General features: G+C 71.8%; 15 protein-coding genes. 2 read left to right on the plus strand and 13 right to left on the minus strand.

Annotated features, from left to right (window positions below; all coding sequences use genetic code 11):
- Window positions 1-89: 89 nt before the first annotated feature.
- Window positions 90-623 carry a GbsR/MarR family transcriptional regulator gene (locus tag ACFVXE_RS26850; protein WP_389674861.1) on the minus strand — a complete coding sequence of 178 codons (534 nt, stop codon included), beginning with the start codon at window positions 621-623 and terminating at the stop codon, window positions 90-92.
- Window positions 624-735: 112 nt separating this feature from the next.
- On the opposite strand from ACFVXE_RS26850, the gene ACFVXE_RS26855 reads away from it, so the two are divergent.
- Window positions 736-1,650 (plus strand): ATP-binding cassette domain-containing protein, encoded by a 915-nt coding sequence (locus ACFVXE_RS26855; protein WP_389674863.1) that lies wholly within the window; start codon window positions 736-738, stop codon window positions 1,648-1,650.
- A complete protein-coding gene (locus tag ACFVXE_RS26860) occupies window positions 1,647-3,269 on the plus strand; it encodes an ABC transporter permease (protein ID WP_389674864.1) in 1,623 nt (540 codons plus the stop codon). The genes ACFVXE_RS26855 and ACFVXE_RS26860 overlap by 4 nt, the downstream gene beginning before the upstream one ends.
- A 63-nt stretch (window positions 3,270-3,332) precedes the next feature.
- Here the strand turns inward: ACFVXE_RS26860 and ACFVXE_RS26865 are convergent, their stop codons facing one another.
- The 12 genes from ACFVXE_RS26865 to ACFVXE_RS26920 all read right to left on the minus strand — a co-directional run bounded on the left by ACFVXE_RS26865 (window position 3,333) and on the right by ACFVXE_RS26920 (window position 16,020).
- Window positions 3,333-4,568, minus strand: a complete 1,236-nt coding sequence (locus tag ACFVXE_RS26865; protein ID WP_389674865.1) for a cytochrome P450 — start codon at window positions 4,566-4,568, stop codon at window positions 3,333-3,335.
- Window positions 4,569-4,599: 31 nt separating this feature from the next.
- Window positions 4,600-5,262, minus strand: coding sequence for a response regulator (locus ACFVXE_RS26870; RefSeq protein WP_389674866.1), 663 nt, complete (start codon window positions 5,260-5,262; stop codon window positions 4,600-4,602).
- Window positions 5,259-6,578: a sensor histidine kinase gene (locus ACFVXE_RS26875; protein WP_389674867.1), complete on the minus strand. Its 1,320-nt coding sequence runs from the start codon at window positions 6,576-6,578 to the stop codon at window positions 5,259-5,261. Before ACFVXE_RS26875 ends, ACFVXE_RS26870 begins: the two co-directional genes overlap by 4 nt.
- A gap of 122 nt (window positions 6,579-6,700) precedes the next feature.
- The gene (locus ACFVXE_RS26880; RefSeq protein WP_389674868.1) at window positions 6,701-7,579 is read right to left on the minus strand and encodes an alpha/beta hydrolase; all 879 of its coding nucleotides are present in this window, start codon (window positions 7,577-7,579) and stop codon (window positions 6,701-6,703) included.
- A gap of 109 nt (window positions 7,580-7,688) precedes the next feature.
- The gene (gene kynU / locus ACFVXE_RS26885; RefSeq protein WP_389674870.1) at window positions 7,689-8,903 is read right to left on the minus strand and encodes a kynureninase; all 1,215 of its coding nucleotides are present in this window, start codon (window positions 8,901-8,903) and stop codon (window positions 7,689-7,691) included.
- Entirely contained in the window at window positions 8,896-9,744 is an 849-nt protein-coding gene (locus ACFVXE_RS26890; protein ID WP_389674871.1) for a tryptophan 2,3-dioxygenase family protein, read from the minus strand. Before ACFVXE_RS26890 ends, kynU begins: the two co-directional genes overlap by 8 nt.
- Before the next feature lie 219 nt (window positions 9,745-9,963).
- Window positions 9,964-10,377: a DUF3151 domain-containing protein gene (locus tag ACFVXE_RS26895; protein ID WP_389674873.1), complete on the minus strand. Its 414-nt coding sequence runs from the start codon at window positions 10,375-10,377 to the stop codon at window positions 9,964-9,966.
- A 56-nt stretch (window positions 10,378-10,433) separates the two neighbouring features.
- Window positions 10,434-11,951: an MFS transporter gene (locus ACFVXE_RS26900; protein ID WP_389674874.1), complete on the minus strand. Its 1,518-nt coding sequence runs from the start codon at window positions 11,949-11,951 to the stop codon at window positions 10,434-10,436.
- 179 nt (window positions 11,952-12,130) lie between these two features.
- Window positions 12,131-13,330: a MalY/PatB family protein gene (locus tag ACFVXE_RS26905; RefSeq protein ID WP_389674875.1), complete on the minus strand. Its 1,200-nt coding sequence runs from the start codon at window positions 13,328-13,330 to the stop codon at window positions 12,131-12,133.
- 63 nt (window positions 13,331-13,393) lie between these two features.
- The gene (gene fbaA, locus ACFVXE_RS26910; RefSeq protein WP_389674876.1) at window positions 13,394-14,416 is read right to left on the minus strand and encodes a class II fructose-bisphosphate aldolase; all 1,023 of its coding nucleotides are present in this window, start codon (window positions 14,414-14,416) and stop codon (window positions 13,394-13,396) included.
- A gap of 225 nt (window positions 14,417-14,641) precedes the next feature.
- Window positions 14,642-15,181 carry an orotate phosphoribosyltransferase gene (pyrE, locus tag ACFVXE_RS26915; RefSeq protein WP_389674877.1) on the minus strand — a complete coding sequence of 180 codons (540 nt, stop codon included), beginning with the start codon at window positions 15,179-15,181 and terminating at the stop codon, window positions 14,642-14,644.
- A 38-nt stretch (window positions 15,182-15,219) separates the two neighbouring features.
- On the minus strand, window positions 15,220-16,020 hold the full coding sequence (locus tag ACFVXE_RS26920; protein ID WP_389674878.1) for an aldose 1-epimerase: 801 nt from the start codon (window positions 16,018-16,020) through the stop codon (window positions 15,220-15,222).
- Between the last annotated feature and the right edge of the window lie 12 nt (window positions 16,021-16,032).

A 16,032-nucleotide genomic window follows, 5' to 3' on the forward strand; every position in this document is an offset into this window, starting at 1 on the left:
CCGATACTGGATGTATCGGGGTGATCCCGACAACGCGGCGAGCGTGCGTGCGAGACGTCGCCGAGCAGGCGGGACTTTCGAAACACGCCCTAGGGCCTGCCCCTGTCGCCCGAACCCGGCAGGCCGAGCGTCTTCCGGTGGTCGCGCCAGCGGTCCATCAGCTCGGTCAGTTCCTTCTGCAGGAATTCGAAGAACTCCGCGGTCTCCACGAGCCGCGCCCCGGCGGGGGTGTCCTCGCCCAGGGCCCGGGCACCGTCCTTGAGCGTGTGCTCCCAGCGGGTCAGCACCCGGTCCCGGCCGGCGAAGGTGGAGTACCAGATCTCGTTGTGCAGGCGGTACCGGTCCCGGCGCGAGCCCGGGTCGCGTTCACGGCCGACCATGCTGACCTGCGTGAGGTAGTTGATCGCGCCGGAGACCGCCGCCGGGCTGATGCGGAGCTGTTCGCCGAGCTCCGCCGAGGTCATCGAACCGTCGTCGTCGGCGAGCAGCGCGGCAAAGACCCGGGACGCCATCCGCTGCATGCCCGCCTCGGTCATCTCTGCGGCGAAACGCTCCACGAACCGCGACACGGCCTCCTCGTCGCGCCCGTGTGCGTATCCGTCCGCCCCGTTCTCGCTGCTCATCGCCCCATCGTCTCCCCTGAAGTCCCGGCGGTGTCCCCGGCTCCCACCCCGGCTCAACTTTATACGCTTCCTTAACTTCACAATTTTGTGAAGATAGCGTACGTTCAGAAACATGACGAAGGCGATCACCGTGGCCGGACTGCACAAGTCGTTCGGGCGGACACACGCGCTGGACGGCCTCGACCTCGCGGTCGAGACCGGTGAGGTTCACGGCTTCCTCGGCCCCAACGGCTCCGGGAAGTCCACCACCATCCGGGTCCTGCTGGGCCTGCTGCGGGCCGACTCCGGCGCGGCCCAGCTGCTCGGCCGGGACCCGTGGAACGACGCGGTCGAGCTGCACCGGCGGGTGGCGTACGTCCCCGGTGACGTCACGCTCTGGCGGAACCTCTCCGGCGGCGAGGTGATCGACCTGTTCGGGCGGCTCCGCGGCGGCCTGGACCGGGCCCGGCGCGCCGACCTCATCGACCGGTACGAACTCGACCCGACCAAGAAGGGGCGTACGTACTCCAAGGGGAACCGGCAGAAGGTCGCCCTCGTCGCCGCGTTCGCATCGGACGTGGATCTGCTGATCCTCGACGAGCCGACCAGCGGGCTCGACCCCCTGATGGAGGAGGTCTTCCAGAGCTGCGTCGCCGAGGAACGTGCGCGCGGGCGGACGATCCTGCTCTCCAGCCACATCCTGAGCGAGGTCGAGTCGCTCTGCGACCGGGTGAGCATCATCCGGCAGGGACGGACGGTGGAGACCGGTTCGCTGGCGGAGATGCGGCATCTGACGCGTACGAGCATCACCGCCGAACTGGCCGGCGCCCCCGACGGGCTCGCGCACCTGCCCGGGGTGCACGGTGTCGACGTCCAGGGCCTGCGGGTCACGCTCCAGGTCGACACGGACAAGCTGGACGCCGTCCTCGGCGCGCTCACCTCGTCCGGCGTCCGGTCGCTGACCAGCACCCCGCCCACCCTGGAGGAACTCTTCCTGCGGCACTACGCCGCGGACGCCGACGAGCGCACGGGGGTGGATGCCCGATGACCGCCGTGACCGTGCCCGTGACCCGTCCGGTCCGCGCCGCCCGGGGCGGGCAGCTCGCCGGCACCGGCACCCTGCTCCGGCTCGCGCTGCGACGCGACCGGATCATGATGCCGATCTGGGTGATCGTGCTCGGCGGATCGTTCTCCTCCATCGGGAGGTCCTTCTCGTCGCTGTACGACACCGCGGCCCGGCGCGCCGAACTCGCCGCGTCGATGAACGGCAACAGTTCCTTGCGCGCGGTGTACGGGCCCGTCTTCGACGACTCCGTCGGCGGGCTCGTCGCCTGGCGCATGGGCAGCCTCGGCGCCGCGATGGCGGCCGTCATGAGCCTGATCATCGTCGTCCGGCACACCCGTGAGGAGGAGGAGAGCGGCCGCCAGGAGATGCTCTCCTCCGCCATGGTGGGGCGCCGTGCACCGCTGACCGCCGCGCTTCTCGCCGCGCTGATCGCCGACGCCGCGCTCGCCCTGACGACCGCGGCCGGGATGGCCGGGTCCGGGGCGGGCGGCAGCGGCGCGGTGACGCTCGCGCTGGCCGTCGCCGGGACCGGGGTGCTGTTCGCCTGCACCGCCGCGATCGCCGCCCAGTTCACCGAGAGTGCGCGGCTCGCGAAGGGGCTGACGGCAGCGGTGATCGGTGCCGCGTTCGTCATGAAGGCCGCGGGCGACGCCTCGACGGACGACGCCTCGTCCGTACTGAACTGGCTCTCGCCGATCGGCTGGGCGGAGAACGTCCGGGCGTACGCGGACGAACGGTGGTGGGTGCTGCTGGTGATCGGTGCGGCGGTGCTGGTCCAGGGCGGTGTCGCGTACACCCTGGCCGGGCGGCGCGATGTCGGCATGAGCTTCCTGCCGACGCGCCCCGGGCCCGCGACCGGGCGGATCTCCTCGGCCTTCGGGCTGGCACTGCGGCTGCAGCGCGGTGCGCTGATCGGATGGACGCTGTCGTTCGCCGCGGCCGGCGCCGTCTTCGGCGGGCTGACCGGCGGTGCGGCGGATCTCGTCGGCGACAACGAGAAGACGAAGGAGATCTTCGAGCGGATGGGCGGACAGGCCGGGCTGACCGACGCCTTCCTCGCCGCCATGGTCTCGATGCTGGGGATGGTCGCCGCCCTGTACATCGTCGCGTCGGTGCTGCGGCTGCACGGCGAGGAGACCGCCGGGCGGGCCGAACCGGTGCTCGCGGGCGGAGTGAGCCGGATCGGCTGGGCGGCCGGACACCTGGTCATCGCCTTCGGCGGCGCGGCGCTGATCATGCTGGTCGGCGGAGCCGGCCTGGCCGCCGGCTACGGGCACCGACTCCCCGCGGTCCTGGGCGCGTCACTGGTGCAGCTGCCCGCGGTCTGGCTGCTCGGCGGACTGGCGGTCCTGCTGTACGGGGCGCTGCCGAAGGCGGCAGTGGCCTCATGGGGAGTCGTCGGGGTCTGCCTGGCGCTGGGGTGGATCGGGCCGGCCGTGAACCTGCCGCAGCCCGTGATGGACCTGTCGCCGTTCAGCCACCTTCCGAAGCTCCCGGGCGCGCAGATGCAGTGGGCGCCGGCGCTGTGGCTCACCGCGGGTGCGGTGGCCCTGGTGGCGGCGGGCCTGGGGGCGCTGCGCAGGCGCGACGTACAGGTGTGACCGGACGGCCGTTCCCGCCACCCGCAGCCCCCACGGCCCGGCGCCCGCGGGGGCGGGGAACGGTCACAGCTCCACGCGCAGCTCCTTCACCCCCCGGATCACGTACCCCGGCTTCCACTCCGGTTCGGCCGCCAGCCGCATCCCGGGCGCCCGTCGCAGCAATTCACCGAAGGATGCGGCCAGTTCGACGCGGGCCAGCGGCGCGCCCAGACAGAAGTGGATGCCCGCGCCGAACGTGAGGTGCGGGTTCTCCCGCCGGGACAGGTCCAGGGTGTCCGGGTCCGCGAAGCATGCCGGGTCACGGTTGGCGGAGCCGAAGAGCAGGGCCACCTCGGAGCCGCGCGGAATGACCGTGCCGTCGATCTCGATGTCGTCGAGGACCCAGCGCTCGAACATCTGCAACGGGGTGTCGTACCGCATCAGTTCCTCCACGGCCGTGGGCAGCAGCCCGTGGTCGGCGCGGAGGGCCGCCAGCTGCCCCGGGTGACGCAGCAGCGTCCACCAGCCGTTGACGGTGGTGTTGACCGTCGCCTCGTGGCCCGCGTTCAGCAGCAGCACGCAGGTCGAGATCATCTCCTGCTCGCTGAGCCGCTCCCCCTCGTCGTGCGCGGCGATCAGCGCCGAGATCAGGTCGGTGCCGGGGTTCTTGCGGCGCTCCGCGATCAGCTCCCGCAGATAGGCGGAGAAGTCCTCCGAGGCGCGGACGGCGGCACGCGCGGTCTCCTCGGACGGGTTCAGTTCAAACATTCCGCAGATCGCCGCGGACCAGGGCCGCAACGGCCCGCGGTCGGCCTCCGGGATGCCGAGCATCTCCGCGATGACGGCGACGGGCAGCGGCTCGGCGACCGCGGTGAGCAGGTCGCCGCCGCCGGCCTCCACGAAGCGGTCGACCAGCTCGGCGGCGAGCCGCCGCACCGTCGGGACGAGCCGCTCCACCGTGCGCGGGGTGAACGCCTTGGAGACCAGGCGCCGGATCCGGGTGTGGTCGGGGGCCTCCAGGTCGAGCAGCCCCTGCCCGTTGAGGGTGGTGAAGGGCTCGTGCGCGGCGGGCGGCGGCGTCCGGCCGAACTCCTCGTGGGTGAAGCGGTGCAGATACGTGCGGCCCAGACGCCGGTCCCGCAGCAGCGCGGACACATCGGCGTGGTGCGGGACGAGCCACTGGTCCGTGGGTTCGAAGCGGTGCACCCGGCCGGCCGCCCGCAGCGCGGCGTAGGCGGGGTACGGGTCGGCGACGAACGCGGGCGACCAGGGGTCGAACGGGGCGGTGGCGGCGGGTTCGGACCGCGGGGACGGGTGCATGGAAGGAGGCTAAGGGCTGCCGGCGGGCCGCTCAGGAGGGGGTGACCAGTCTCGCCTCGTACGCGAACACCGCCGCCTGGGTGCGGTCCCGCAGCCCGAGCTTCACCAGGATCCGGCTCACATGCGTCTTGATGGTGGACTCGGCGACCACCAGATGCGAGGCGATCTCCGCGTTCGACAGTCCCTGCGCGATGAGGACGAGCACCTCCGTCTCGCGCTCGGTGAGGTCGCCCATCCGGGTCAGCGCGGGCGGCCGCGGCGCTCCGGCGAGCCGGGAGAACTCGGTGATGAGCCGCTTGGTGACGGAGGGCGCCAGCAACGCCTCCCCGGACGCCACCACCCGTACGCCGTCGGCGAGCTGGCGGGCGGAGGCGTCCTTCAGCAGGAACCCGGACGCCCCGGCGCGCAGCGCCTGGTACACGTACTCGTCGAGGTCGAAGGTGGTCAGCACCAGCACCTTGGCGGCGGCGTCGGCGGCGACGATCTCGCGGGTCGCCTCGATGCCGTTGAGCTCCGGCATCCGGATGTCCATCAGCACCACGTCGGGCCGGAGCGCGGCCGCCCGGGCGATGGCCTGCCGGCCGTCGACGGCCTCGCCGACGACCTCGATGCCCGGCATCGCGCCCAGGAGCACCGAGAAGCCCTCGCGGACCATCATCTGGTCGTCGACGATCAGGACACGGATGTCGTTCATGAGGTCTCGTCCTGCGCGGGTTCCCGGGTCAGGGGTACGGGGAGGAACACGGCGACCTCGTACCCGTCGTCCGCGGTCGTCCCGGCGGTCATCTCGCCGTTCAGCATCACGACGCGCTCCCGCATACCCGTGATGCCGTGCCCGGCGCCCGGCGAGGGCTTCACCGGGCCGGTCGGCGGTCCGTTGACGACCCGCAGTCCCAGCCCGCCCAGCACATAGCCGATCTCGACCTTGGCGGTGGCACCCGGCGCGTGCCGCAGCGTGTTGCTGAGGCCCTCCTGGATGATCCGGTACGCCGACAGCTCGACGCCCTGCGGCAGTTCACGTACCGCGCCGGTGACGGTCTTCTCCGCGACCAGGCCCGCGTCCGCGACATTGGCGAGCAGCCGGTCGAGATCGGCGAGGGTGGGTTGCGGGGCGTCCGGTGCCTCGTAGTCCTCGGCCCGTACGACGCCGAGGACCCGGCGCAGTTCGGTGAGGGCGGCGACGGCGTTCTCCCGGATGGTGACGAACGCCTGCTCCAGCTCGGGCGGCGGGTTCTCCACCCGGTACGGGGCGGCCTCGGCCTGGATCGCGACGACCGACATGTGGTGGGCGACCACGTCGTGCAGCTCGCGGGCGATGGTGGTGCGCTCCTCCAGCAGCGTGCGCCGGTCGCGTTCCACGGCGGTGACGGTGCGCTGCACGGTCACCTCGCGCTCCGCCTCCCGGCGGGTCTGCACGACGGTCACCACGAGCAGGGCGAACGCGGAGGCCACGGCCATGGGCCCGGTGGTCGACGAGTAGTGCCAGCCGAAGTTCTCCAGGAAGCTGCCGAGCACCAGGGTCAGGACCCACATCCAGGCGGCGGTACGCGGCCGGGTCCGGGCCGCGACCACGACGAGCACCACCAGGTGCGAGAAGAACACGCTCGGCACCCACGGCCATTCGCCGCCGGTGATCACGGCGGTCACCGGAGTGAGCGCCATCGACATCCAGAACGCGCCGACCGGCCGGAACAACGTCATCGTGACGGTCAGCGCCGGGAGCAGCCCGGCCAAGACGATCTCGATCCCGGACCAGGGCCCGGAGCCGCCCGCCGCGCCGATGCCTATGAGGGCCGTGATCAGCGCGGCCAGCCCGACCAGCGCGTGCGGCGTCCGGGCGGCCCGCGCGCGCATCCGCTCGGACAGCCGCCGGGTCAGCGCCCCGTCGGTCCGCATGGGCGGCAGCGGACGGTAGGCGAACGCATCATGGAAGAGGTCCTGCCGCAGGCCGCCCAGCACCCCTGCGGCCAGCCGGAATTCGGGGCTTCTGGTCTTGATGGTCTCGGTCACGCTCCCAAGGTAGGCGGACCGCGGCGCGACGTCGTCAGCAGTGATACGGATCCTGCGGCATCCGTCGCAAGGACTACCGGAACCGGGACATCAGCGACATGGACGAGCGCCGGCCGCCCCGGTCACCACGCCAACTGGGCGATTTCCTCGGCCACCACCGCGCAGGCGTCCGCCGCGGGATCGATCAGCGGGAAGTGCCCGACGTCCTGCAGCAAAGTCAGCCCGACCGTCTCCCCGGCCTTCGCCGCCGCTTCGACGAACGCCTCTGCCACCGCGTGCGGCACCGTGAGATCGCTGCGCCCCTGCACCACGGCGGTGGCGATACCGGTGGGCAGCAGCACGGCCGGATCGGCGTACCGGCACCGGTCCGCGAAGTCCTGCTCCCCGCCCAGGAGCTGGGCCACCGCTCCGGAGCAGACGTCCAGCTCCACCGCCGTGGCGAAATCGGCCACCGGCGCGAGGGCGACGACCCCGCGCAGCGGTGGCGCGGCGGGCAGCCGCCACGGCGATCCTTCGGGGAGTACGTGCCGCGCGGCGGCCCACAGCGCCAGGTGACCGCCCGCCGAGTGCCCGGTGACGACGATCCGGCGCGCGTCGGCGGTCGGCAGCTCCCGGGCCAGCAGTGCGGGCAGGGCGTCCATCGCCGCGGCGACATCGTCGAACGTCTCCGGCCACCGGCCCGCGACCGGACCGGAGGAACCGTGCTGCTGCGGAATCTCGCTGCCGCGCCGGTACTCGACATTGGCGACGGCGAAACCGCGCCGGGCCAGGAAGTCCGCCAGCGGCGTCACATGGAGCCGGTCGTACGGGGCCCGCCACGCACCGCCGTGCAGCACGACCACCACGGGCGCCCCGGTCCGGCCGTCGCGCGGGGCATAGAAGTCGATCACCTGGTCGGGATGGTCACCGTAGGCGGCGGAGGCGTCGGGGGCGACGGCCGGATGCGAGAACGCCGACTCGGTCTCGACTGCGTCCCGATCGCGCGCGGCGGAATCCGACATGCTGCTCCAACCATTCGACGGAGGTGCCCAACTGGCCTGACCAGCGGGGACGGTACCAGCATGCGGCGCCGCGTCCCCACGGGGATTCACCGTGGGGACGCGGCACGCGTCACTTCCGGCCCGTCACCTCGTCGAGCACCTCACCCAGCACCCGCGCGGCCCGCTCCGCATCCGCGAACCCCACGTACAGCGGCGTGAACCCGAACCGCAGCACATCCGGCCGCCGCAGGTCCCCGACCACGCCCCGCTCGATGAGCGCACGCATCGCCGGTCCGGTGACCGACGCGTCCACGCACCGGAGCGACACCTGGCTGCCGCGCTCCCCGTGCGCGCGCGGCGTGACCGGGACGACGACGCCCTCGGGTACATACGCCCCGACGCACTCCAGGAAGAAGTCGGTCAGCGCCAGGGACTTGGCCCGCACCGCCTCGACCGGCACCCCGTCCCACACGTCCAGTGCGGCTTCGAGCGCCAGCATGGACAGGATGTCGGGGGTTCCGACCCGGCCCCGTACGGAGCCGTCCGCGGGTGCGTACCCCGGAGTCATCGCGAACGGGTCGGCGTGCGACGTCCATCCCGGCAGCGGCGAGTCGAAGGCCGCCTGATGCCGCTCGGCGACGTACAGGTAGGCGGGCGAACCGGGCCCGCCGTTGAGGTACTTGTAGGTGCAGCCGACCGCAACGTCCACCCCGTGCGCGTCGAGCCCGACCGGCAGCGCGCCCGCGCTGTGGCACAGGTCCCAGACGGCGAGCCCGCCCGCCGCGTGCACCGTTGCGGTGAGACCGGGCAGGTCGTGCAGCCGGCCGGTGCGGTAGTCGACGTGGTTGAGCAGGGCGACCGCGGTCCGGGGCCCGACCGCGCCCGGCACATCGGCCGGGGCGACGGGGACGATCCGGTGTCCGGTCATCCGGGCGGCCGACTCGGCGATGTACCCGTCCGAGGGGAACGTCGTCGCGTCGACGAGGATCTCGTCGCGCCCCTCCGGCGCCAGCCGGCTCGCGGCGACGACGGCCTTGAAGACGTTCACGCTCGTCGAATCGCCCACCACGATCTGCCCGGCGGCGGCTCCGACGAGCGGGGCGATCCGGTCGCCGATCCGCTCGGGCGCGGTCCACCAGCCGCTCTCGTCCCAGGACCGGATGCGCAGCTCGCCCCACTCGCGGGCGAGGACCTCCTGCATCCGGGCGGGTACGTGCCGCGGCAGCGCGCCGAGCGAGTTGCCGTCGAGGTACACCCCGTCGTCGAGGGTGAACAGCTTGCGCAGGTCGGCGAGTTCGTCGGCCCCGTCGAGTGCCGCGGCCCGCGCGGCGAAGTTCTCAGACATGGCTGCGCGCCGTCCACAGCTCCGGGAACACGTTCTTGGTGGCGCGTTTCTCCAGCCACGCGACGCCGGCCGAACCGCCGGTGCCGGTCTTCGAACCCATCGCGCGCCGGGTGGCGACGAGGTGGTCGTTGCGCCAGCGCCACACCAGCTCGCCGACGTCGGTCAGAGCCTCGCCGAGCCGGACGAGATCGTCGTACCGCTCGGGGTCGGCGTATATCTCCGCCCAGACGGCCTCGACCTCGGGGGACGGCTCGTACTTCTGCGTCAGGTCCCGGCCGAGCACGGCCTGCGGCACGGCGTGCCCGCGTCGCGCGAGCAGGGCGAGCACCTCGTCGTACAGACTCGGTTCCGCGAGCGCCTTCTCCAGCTCGGCGTGGACACGGGGCGCGCCCCGGTGCGGTACGAGCATCGACGCGGACTTGTCGCCGAGCAGGAACTCCATCCGCCGGTACATCGCCGACTGGAAGCCGGAGCCCTCGCCGAGGGCGCCGCGGTAGGAGTTGAACTGGGCGGGGGTGAGCTGGGCGAGCGGCGTCCAGGACGCGTTGAGCGCCTCCAGTTCCCGCACCGACCGCTTCAGCGCGTCGCGCGCGACCTGCAGCCGCTCCTCGCGCAGGGCGTGCGCGGCGGTCTCCCACTCATGGACGATGACCGTGAACCACAGCTCCATGACCTGGGTGGTGACCAGGAAGACCATCTCGCCCGGGTCGTCGGAGCGGAGGTGCTGGAGGTGGGTCAGGACATCCGCCTGGACATAGTCCTCGTACGGAGTCGTTCCCGCGAAGTCCAGGTGCGGAGTGTCCGCACCGGTGGCTTCGGGGTCGGGGTGGATCGTCGACATCGCTGTCTCCTCGACACGAGCTTCCGGGTAGCGGTCCGCCCCTTCCGTGAGGTGATGGAGCTCCGGTCCCCTGCCCGCATCCTAAACGGACCGTGCGGAAGGACGCAGGCCCCGCAGACGGTACGAGGTACCGGTCTGCGGGGCCCGGAACACCCGGGGTGTGCGCGTGCCGAAAGCTGCGGGCCGGTGAGCCCGGCGTGATCCGAACGAACGAGGGCCCTAGCCCAGGATCTCGGCCGCGGTCGGCGACGAGTCGCGGAGGAACGTCGCGCAGCGCTCGTACTCCTCCTGCTCACCGATCGACTGCGCGGCGCGGGCGAGGGCATGCAGGGCACGCAGGAAGCCGCGGTTCGGTTCGTGCTCGAAGGGGACGGGGCCGTGGCCCTTCCAGCCGGCCCGGCGCAGCGCGTCCAGGCCGCGGTGGTAGCCGGTGCGGGCGTAGGCGTACGACTCGACGACGCGGCCGCCCTCGAACGCCTCGTCGGCGAGCTGTGCCCAGGCCAGCGAAGACGTCGGGTACTTCGCGGCGACGTCGGCGGGGGCCGTGCCGTTGGCGAGCAGCTCGCGCGGCTCGGGGTCGTCGGGCAGGTGGGTCGGGGGAGGTCCCCCGAGCAGGTTCTCGTGGATGGACATGGGTTCAAGTGTGCCTGGCACATGCCCGCAGGGGGTAGCCGGGCACCGGCGGGCGGTCAGACCCCGTCCGGTTCCGGCCCGGTCTCGGGGGCCGGCTCCAGGGGCGGGGCGCTGACCCCGCAGTGCACGGTGCACTCGGGCCGCGCCGCATCCTTCCGGGGCGCCACGGGGGTGCGTACCGTCGCCCAGGCGATCACCGACCCCAGCACCAGCAGTCCCGCGCACATCGGCATGGCCCGTCGGAACGTCGCGGCGAACTCACCGGCGTCCCGGTACGCCTCCGGCCCCATTCCGGCGAGCAACGGCAGCGCGGCCACGGCGATCAGCCCGGCGGCGCGGGCGGCGGCGTTGTTGATCCCGCTGGCCAGCCCGGCCCGCGCGGTGTCGACGGAGGCGAGGACGGTCGCGGTGAGCGGTGCCACCACGGTGACCAGTCCCAGGCCGAGCACGCCGACGGCGGGCAGCACGTCCCGCACGTACCCGGAGGGCGAGGCGTCGCCCGGCCCCACCCGCATCATCAGCAGCATCCCGGTGGCGGCGAGCAACGGCCCGACGGTGAGCGGGATCCGCGGTCCGATGCGCTGCGCCAGTTCACCGGAGGAGGCGGAGAACAGCAGCATCAGCACCGTCGTCGGCAGCAGGGCGGTCCCGGCGCCGAGAGCGGAGTACCCGGCCACGACCTGGAGCTGAATGGCGGAGAGGAAGAAATAGCCGCCGAGCGCACCGTAGACGCAGAGCGTGACGACGTTGACGGCGGTGAACTGACGGGACTCGAACATCGACGGCGGCAGCATGGGCTCCGCCCGCACCCGCTCCACCTGCACGAACACCGCCGCCATCAGTACCCCGCAGACAGCGGCCGCGATCACGACCGCGGACGCCCCCTGCGCCGGTGCCTCGATCAGCGCATAGGTCACCAGGGCCAGGGCGAGCGCACCGAGCACGGCCCCCAGTACGTCGAAGCGTCCGTGCACGTGCGGGTCCCGCGACTCCGGTACGTGCCGCAACGCCACCGGCACACATACCGCGGCGACCGGCACGTTGATCAGGAAGACCCACCGCCACCCGGGCCCGTCGACGAGCCACCCGCCGACGAACGGTCCGATCGCGGCCCCCACCCCGCCGAAACCCGACCACAGCCCGACCGCCCGGGCCCGGTCGTCCGGATGGAAACTGGCCTGGATCAGCGCCAGCGACCCGGGCGTCAGCATGGCCCCGCCCACCCCCTGGAGGGCGCGGGCGATGATCAGGACGGTGGAGTTCGGCGCCACTCCGCACAGCAACGACGCGGTCGCGAACCACACCACCCCCACCACGAACACCCGCCGCCGCCCGAACCGGTCACCGAGCGCCCCACCGAGGAGGATCAGCCCGGCAAGCGTCAGCAGATAGGCGTTGACGGTCCACTGCAGCGCGGCGAGATCGGTGCCGAGGTCCTCGCCGATGCGGGGCAGGGCGACGTTGATGACCGTGGAATCGAGCAGGGCCATGGTGGATCCGAGGACGGTGGTCAGGACGACCCAGCGTCCGGCCGCGGAGGCGGCACGGATCCGGCCGGCCGATGTCTCACCCATACGAGCAGCATCTCCGGTCCGGGGAGAGGCGGCCAGTCAGCGTCCGCGGGAATCACCCCGGCACAGACACCGCCGTGCCGGGGGCGTGGAGCGGGCCCCCGGCCGTGCGGTGGCGCCCAGGTGCCATCGGGCACCGTACGGCACCGGTCGGCGAACCGGCCGCGGCCGTCCCGGGAGCCTTACGCCCGCACTGCCTTCAGCGCCCGGATCAGCGCCTCGACGCCCGCCTCCACCTTGCTCCGCGGACACCCCACGTTGAGCCGCAGATGGCCCTGCGCCCCGTAGACCGTCCCCGGCATGATCGCGACCTTTTCGCGTTCGATCAGCTCCCGCTGCAGCGCCTCGTCGTCCACGTCCAGCGGCCGGAGGTCGATCCACGCCAGGTAGCCGGCCTGCGGGGGTGCCCAGGACAGCTCGGGAAAGGCGCCGTTCAGCCGTTCCGCGACCAGTGCCAGGTTGGAGCGCACGTATGCGCGCACCGCGTCCAGCCATGCGCCGCCCTCCCGGTACGCGGCGATGTGCGCGGTCAGCGAGAGGACCGCCGGGGAGGCGAGACCCTCCGCCGTCTCCATGCGGCGCAGGAACTCCGTCCGGTCCGCCGGGTCGCCGATGATGCCGTACGAGCCCGTCAGCGCGGGGAAGTTGAAGGACTTCGAGGCGGACGTGATCACCGCCCAGCGGCCGCCGGCCCCGTCGGCCACCCGCGTCCACGGCACATGGCGATGCCCCTCGTGCACGAAGTCCGCATGGATCTCGTCGCTGATCACCGCGACGCCGTGCCGCGCGGCCAGCGAAGCCATCGCGGCGAGTTCCGGCTCCGTCCACACCCGGCCGGTCGGGTTGTGCGGCGAGCACAGCACCAGCACCTTCGCGTCCGGGCGCGCCAGTTCCCGTTCCAGCGCCTCGGTGTCGCCCACCGGCACACCCCGAAGCTCGCGGCCGAGGCCGGTGATCGCCTTGCGGAAGCCGTCGTACGTGGGGGTGTGGACGACGACGTCGTCGCCCTCCGCCGTCCACATCTGCAGAAGCTGCGAGAACTGGCTGAGTACGGACGGTCCGTAGACCAGCCGGTCGGTGTCCAGCTCGGTGCCGTACCGCGTCCCGTACCAGTGCGCTATCGCCGACCGGAAGTCGTCCTGCTGCCAGTTCGTGTAGCCGAGCACGCCGTGTTCGAGCCGGGTCCGCAGTGCGGCCAGCACCTCGGGCGCGGTCTCGAAGTCCATGTCGGAGATGGTGAACGGGAGCAGCCCGTCGACCCCGAACCGGTCGGCGACCCCGTCCCACTGGACACACCAGGTGCCCCTGCGGTCGATGACGGTGTCGAAGTCATAGTGCGCGCTCGCCTGCACAGCGGGATCCTCCTGCTCGTTCGCCGACATGCCATGGGCCCGGCACCCCCTGGGAGTACCGGGCCCACGGCCGTCGTCCGTGCCTGACTGCTACTACTTCAGCTTGGTGCCGGTGGACCGCAGGTTGGCGCAGGCCTCCGTGACACGCTTGGCCATGCCGCCCTCGGCGGACTTGCCCCAGCTGCGCGGGTCGTAGACCTTCTTGTTGCCGACCTCGCCGTCGACCTTCAGCACGCCGTCGTAGTTGCGGAACACGTGGTCCACGATCGGGCGGGTGAAGGCGTACTGGGTGTCGGTGTCGAGGTTCATCTTCACGACGCCGTTCTCCAGCGCGGTGGCGATCTCCTGCTCGGTGGAGCCTGAGCCGCCGTGGAAGACGAAGTCGAACGGCGACGACTTGCCGTACTTGGCGCCGACGCCCTCCTGGAGGTCCTTCAGCAGCTCGGGACGGAGCACGACATTGCCCGGCTTGTAGACGCCGTGCACGTTGCCGAAGGAAGCGGCCAGCAGGTAGCGGCCCTTCTCGCCCAGACCCAGCGCCTCGGCGGTACGCAGCGCGTCGTCGACGGTGGTGTACAGCTCGTCGTTGATCTCGTGCGTGACGCCGTCCTCCTCGCCACCGGTCGGGGTGATCTCGACCTCAAGGATGATCTTGGCGGCGGCCGCCTTGGCGAGCAGCTCCTGGCCGATGGCCAGGTTGTCGGCGAGGGTCTCGGCCGAACCGTCCCACATGTGGGACTGGAACAGCGGGTTCAGGCCCTTGGCGACGCGCTCGGCGGAGATGTCGATCAGCGGGCGCACGTAGGCGTCCAGCTTGTCCTTCGGGCAGTGGTCCGTGTGCAGGGCGACCGTGACGTCGTACTTGGCGGCGACGATGTGTGCGAACTCGGCAAGGGCGACGGCGCCCGTGACCATGTCCTTGTTGTACTGGCCGCCCAGGAACTCCGCCCCACCGGTGGAGATCTGGACGATGCCGTCGCTCTCCGCCTCCGCGAAGCCGCGCAGTGCAGCGTGCAGGGTCTGGGTCGACGTCACATTGATGGCCGGGTAGGCGAACTTGCCTGCCTTCGCCCGGTCGAGCATCTCGGCGTAGACCTCGGGGGTTGCGATGGGCATCTGTCCGCTCCTTGGGATGTGCGGGTGTGCGTGCTGGTTCCCTGACCTGGGGGCGACGTCATCGTCGCCCCCATCTTTCCAGACTCTCGCTCCGGCTCCACCCGGTGGAGCCCCCACGGCTTTCCGGCGGATCCCCTGCCGAGACGCGGCGAGGGTGGACGGTTTCACGTGAAACCGTCCACCCTCGAAGAAAGCCGCAGGTCAGCCTCGATGCCGAACCGGAGATCAGGCCAGGTCGAGGTCGGCCACCGAGTAGGCGTGGATGTACGGGAGCCCTGCCTCGGCAATGGCCGGAGCCGCACCGCGCTCCACGATCGTGGCGACGGCGACGACCTCGCCACCGGCCTCGCGGACCGCCTCGACGGCCGTCAGCGGCGAACCACCGGTCGTCGAGGTGTCCTCGACGACCAGGCAGCGGCGGCCCTTCACGTCCGTGCCCTCGATACGGCGCTGCATGCCGTGCGCCTTCTGCGCCTTGCGGACGACGAACGCGTCCATCCGCCCGCCGCGGGCGGCGGCGGCGTGCAGCATCGACGTGGCGACCGGGTCGGCGCCGAGCGTCAGCCCACCCACGCAGTCGTAGTCGAGCTCGGCGGTCGCGTCCAGCATGACCTGGCCGACCATCGGAGCGGCCTCGCCGTCCAGCGTGATCCGGCGCAGGTCGATGTACCAGTCGGCTTCAAGACCCGAGGAGAGGGTCACCTTGCCGTGCACCACGGCCTTGTCCTTGATCTGCTGGAGCAGCTCAGCACGTACGTCAGTCATGGCCACGAGCTTAACGGGGAGGCCGTGGGCCGCCCGCCTCAGAGCCTGCGCCAGCTCCAGGTCGTCACGATCTCCAGCGGCTCGATCGGTGTCACAAGGTGCGGTGCGCTGTTCAGCCCGTTCGGCGGACCCGACTGCGGTTCGACGCAGACCGCCTCCTCCTGTTCGTCGTAGACGACGACCCACTCGGCCCGGCTCTTCACGTTCAGCAGCAGCTGCTGCGGCCAGGTGAGCGTCACGTCGACCCCGTCGGGCATCCCGAAGCAGTCGTCCCAGGGGCCGGGCAGCGGCGGGATACGGCGGCCGGTCGGCAGGTGGTTCCCGCCCCGTTCCTCCTGCCAGGCGGCGTCGAAGTCGATCCGCACGTCGTCACCGCCGGTTCCGAGGTTCCGCAGGAACCAGGGGTGCCAGCCGGCCTGTGCCGGGAACGAGTCCCCGTACGTCTCGACACCGAACGCGAGCGTGAGCGAGTCCTCTGCCAGTGCGAAGGTCTGGGTCACCCGGCCCGGATACGGCCACGGCTCCGACAGGTCGTAGTAGAACGCGGCGTCCGAATCGCTCGCCCTCGCGGTGTGCCATGCCACGTCCCTGCCGGTGCCGTGAATGGCGTGCGGCGGGGCGTCCACGGGCAGCTGGTGGAGGACGTCGCCGTTGTGGAACCGGCCGTTCTCGGTCCGTCCGCACCACGGCACCATGGGGAAACAGCCGTACCGCTCCCCTTGCCGCAGCAGCTCGGTACCGCCGATCCGAAGGCTGCTGATCCGGCAGCCGTTGGCGGGGTTCACGGTCAACTCGGTGTCGCCGACGGACAGCCGGACGTTCTTCTCGCTACTGCTCACAGGACGACAGTA

The organism is Streptomyces sp. NPDC058231 (genome assembly GCF_042882275.1).
Lineage (GTDB): Bacteria > Actinomycetota > Actinomycetes > Streptomycetales > Streptomycetaceae > Streptomyces.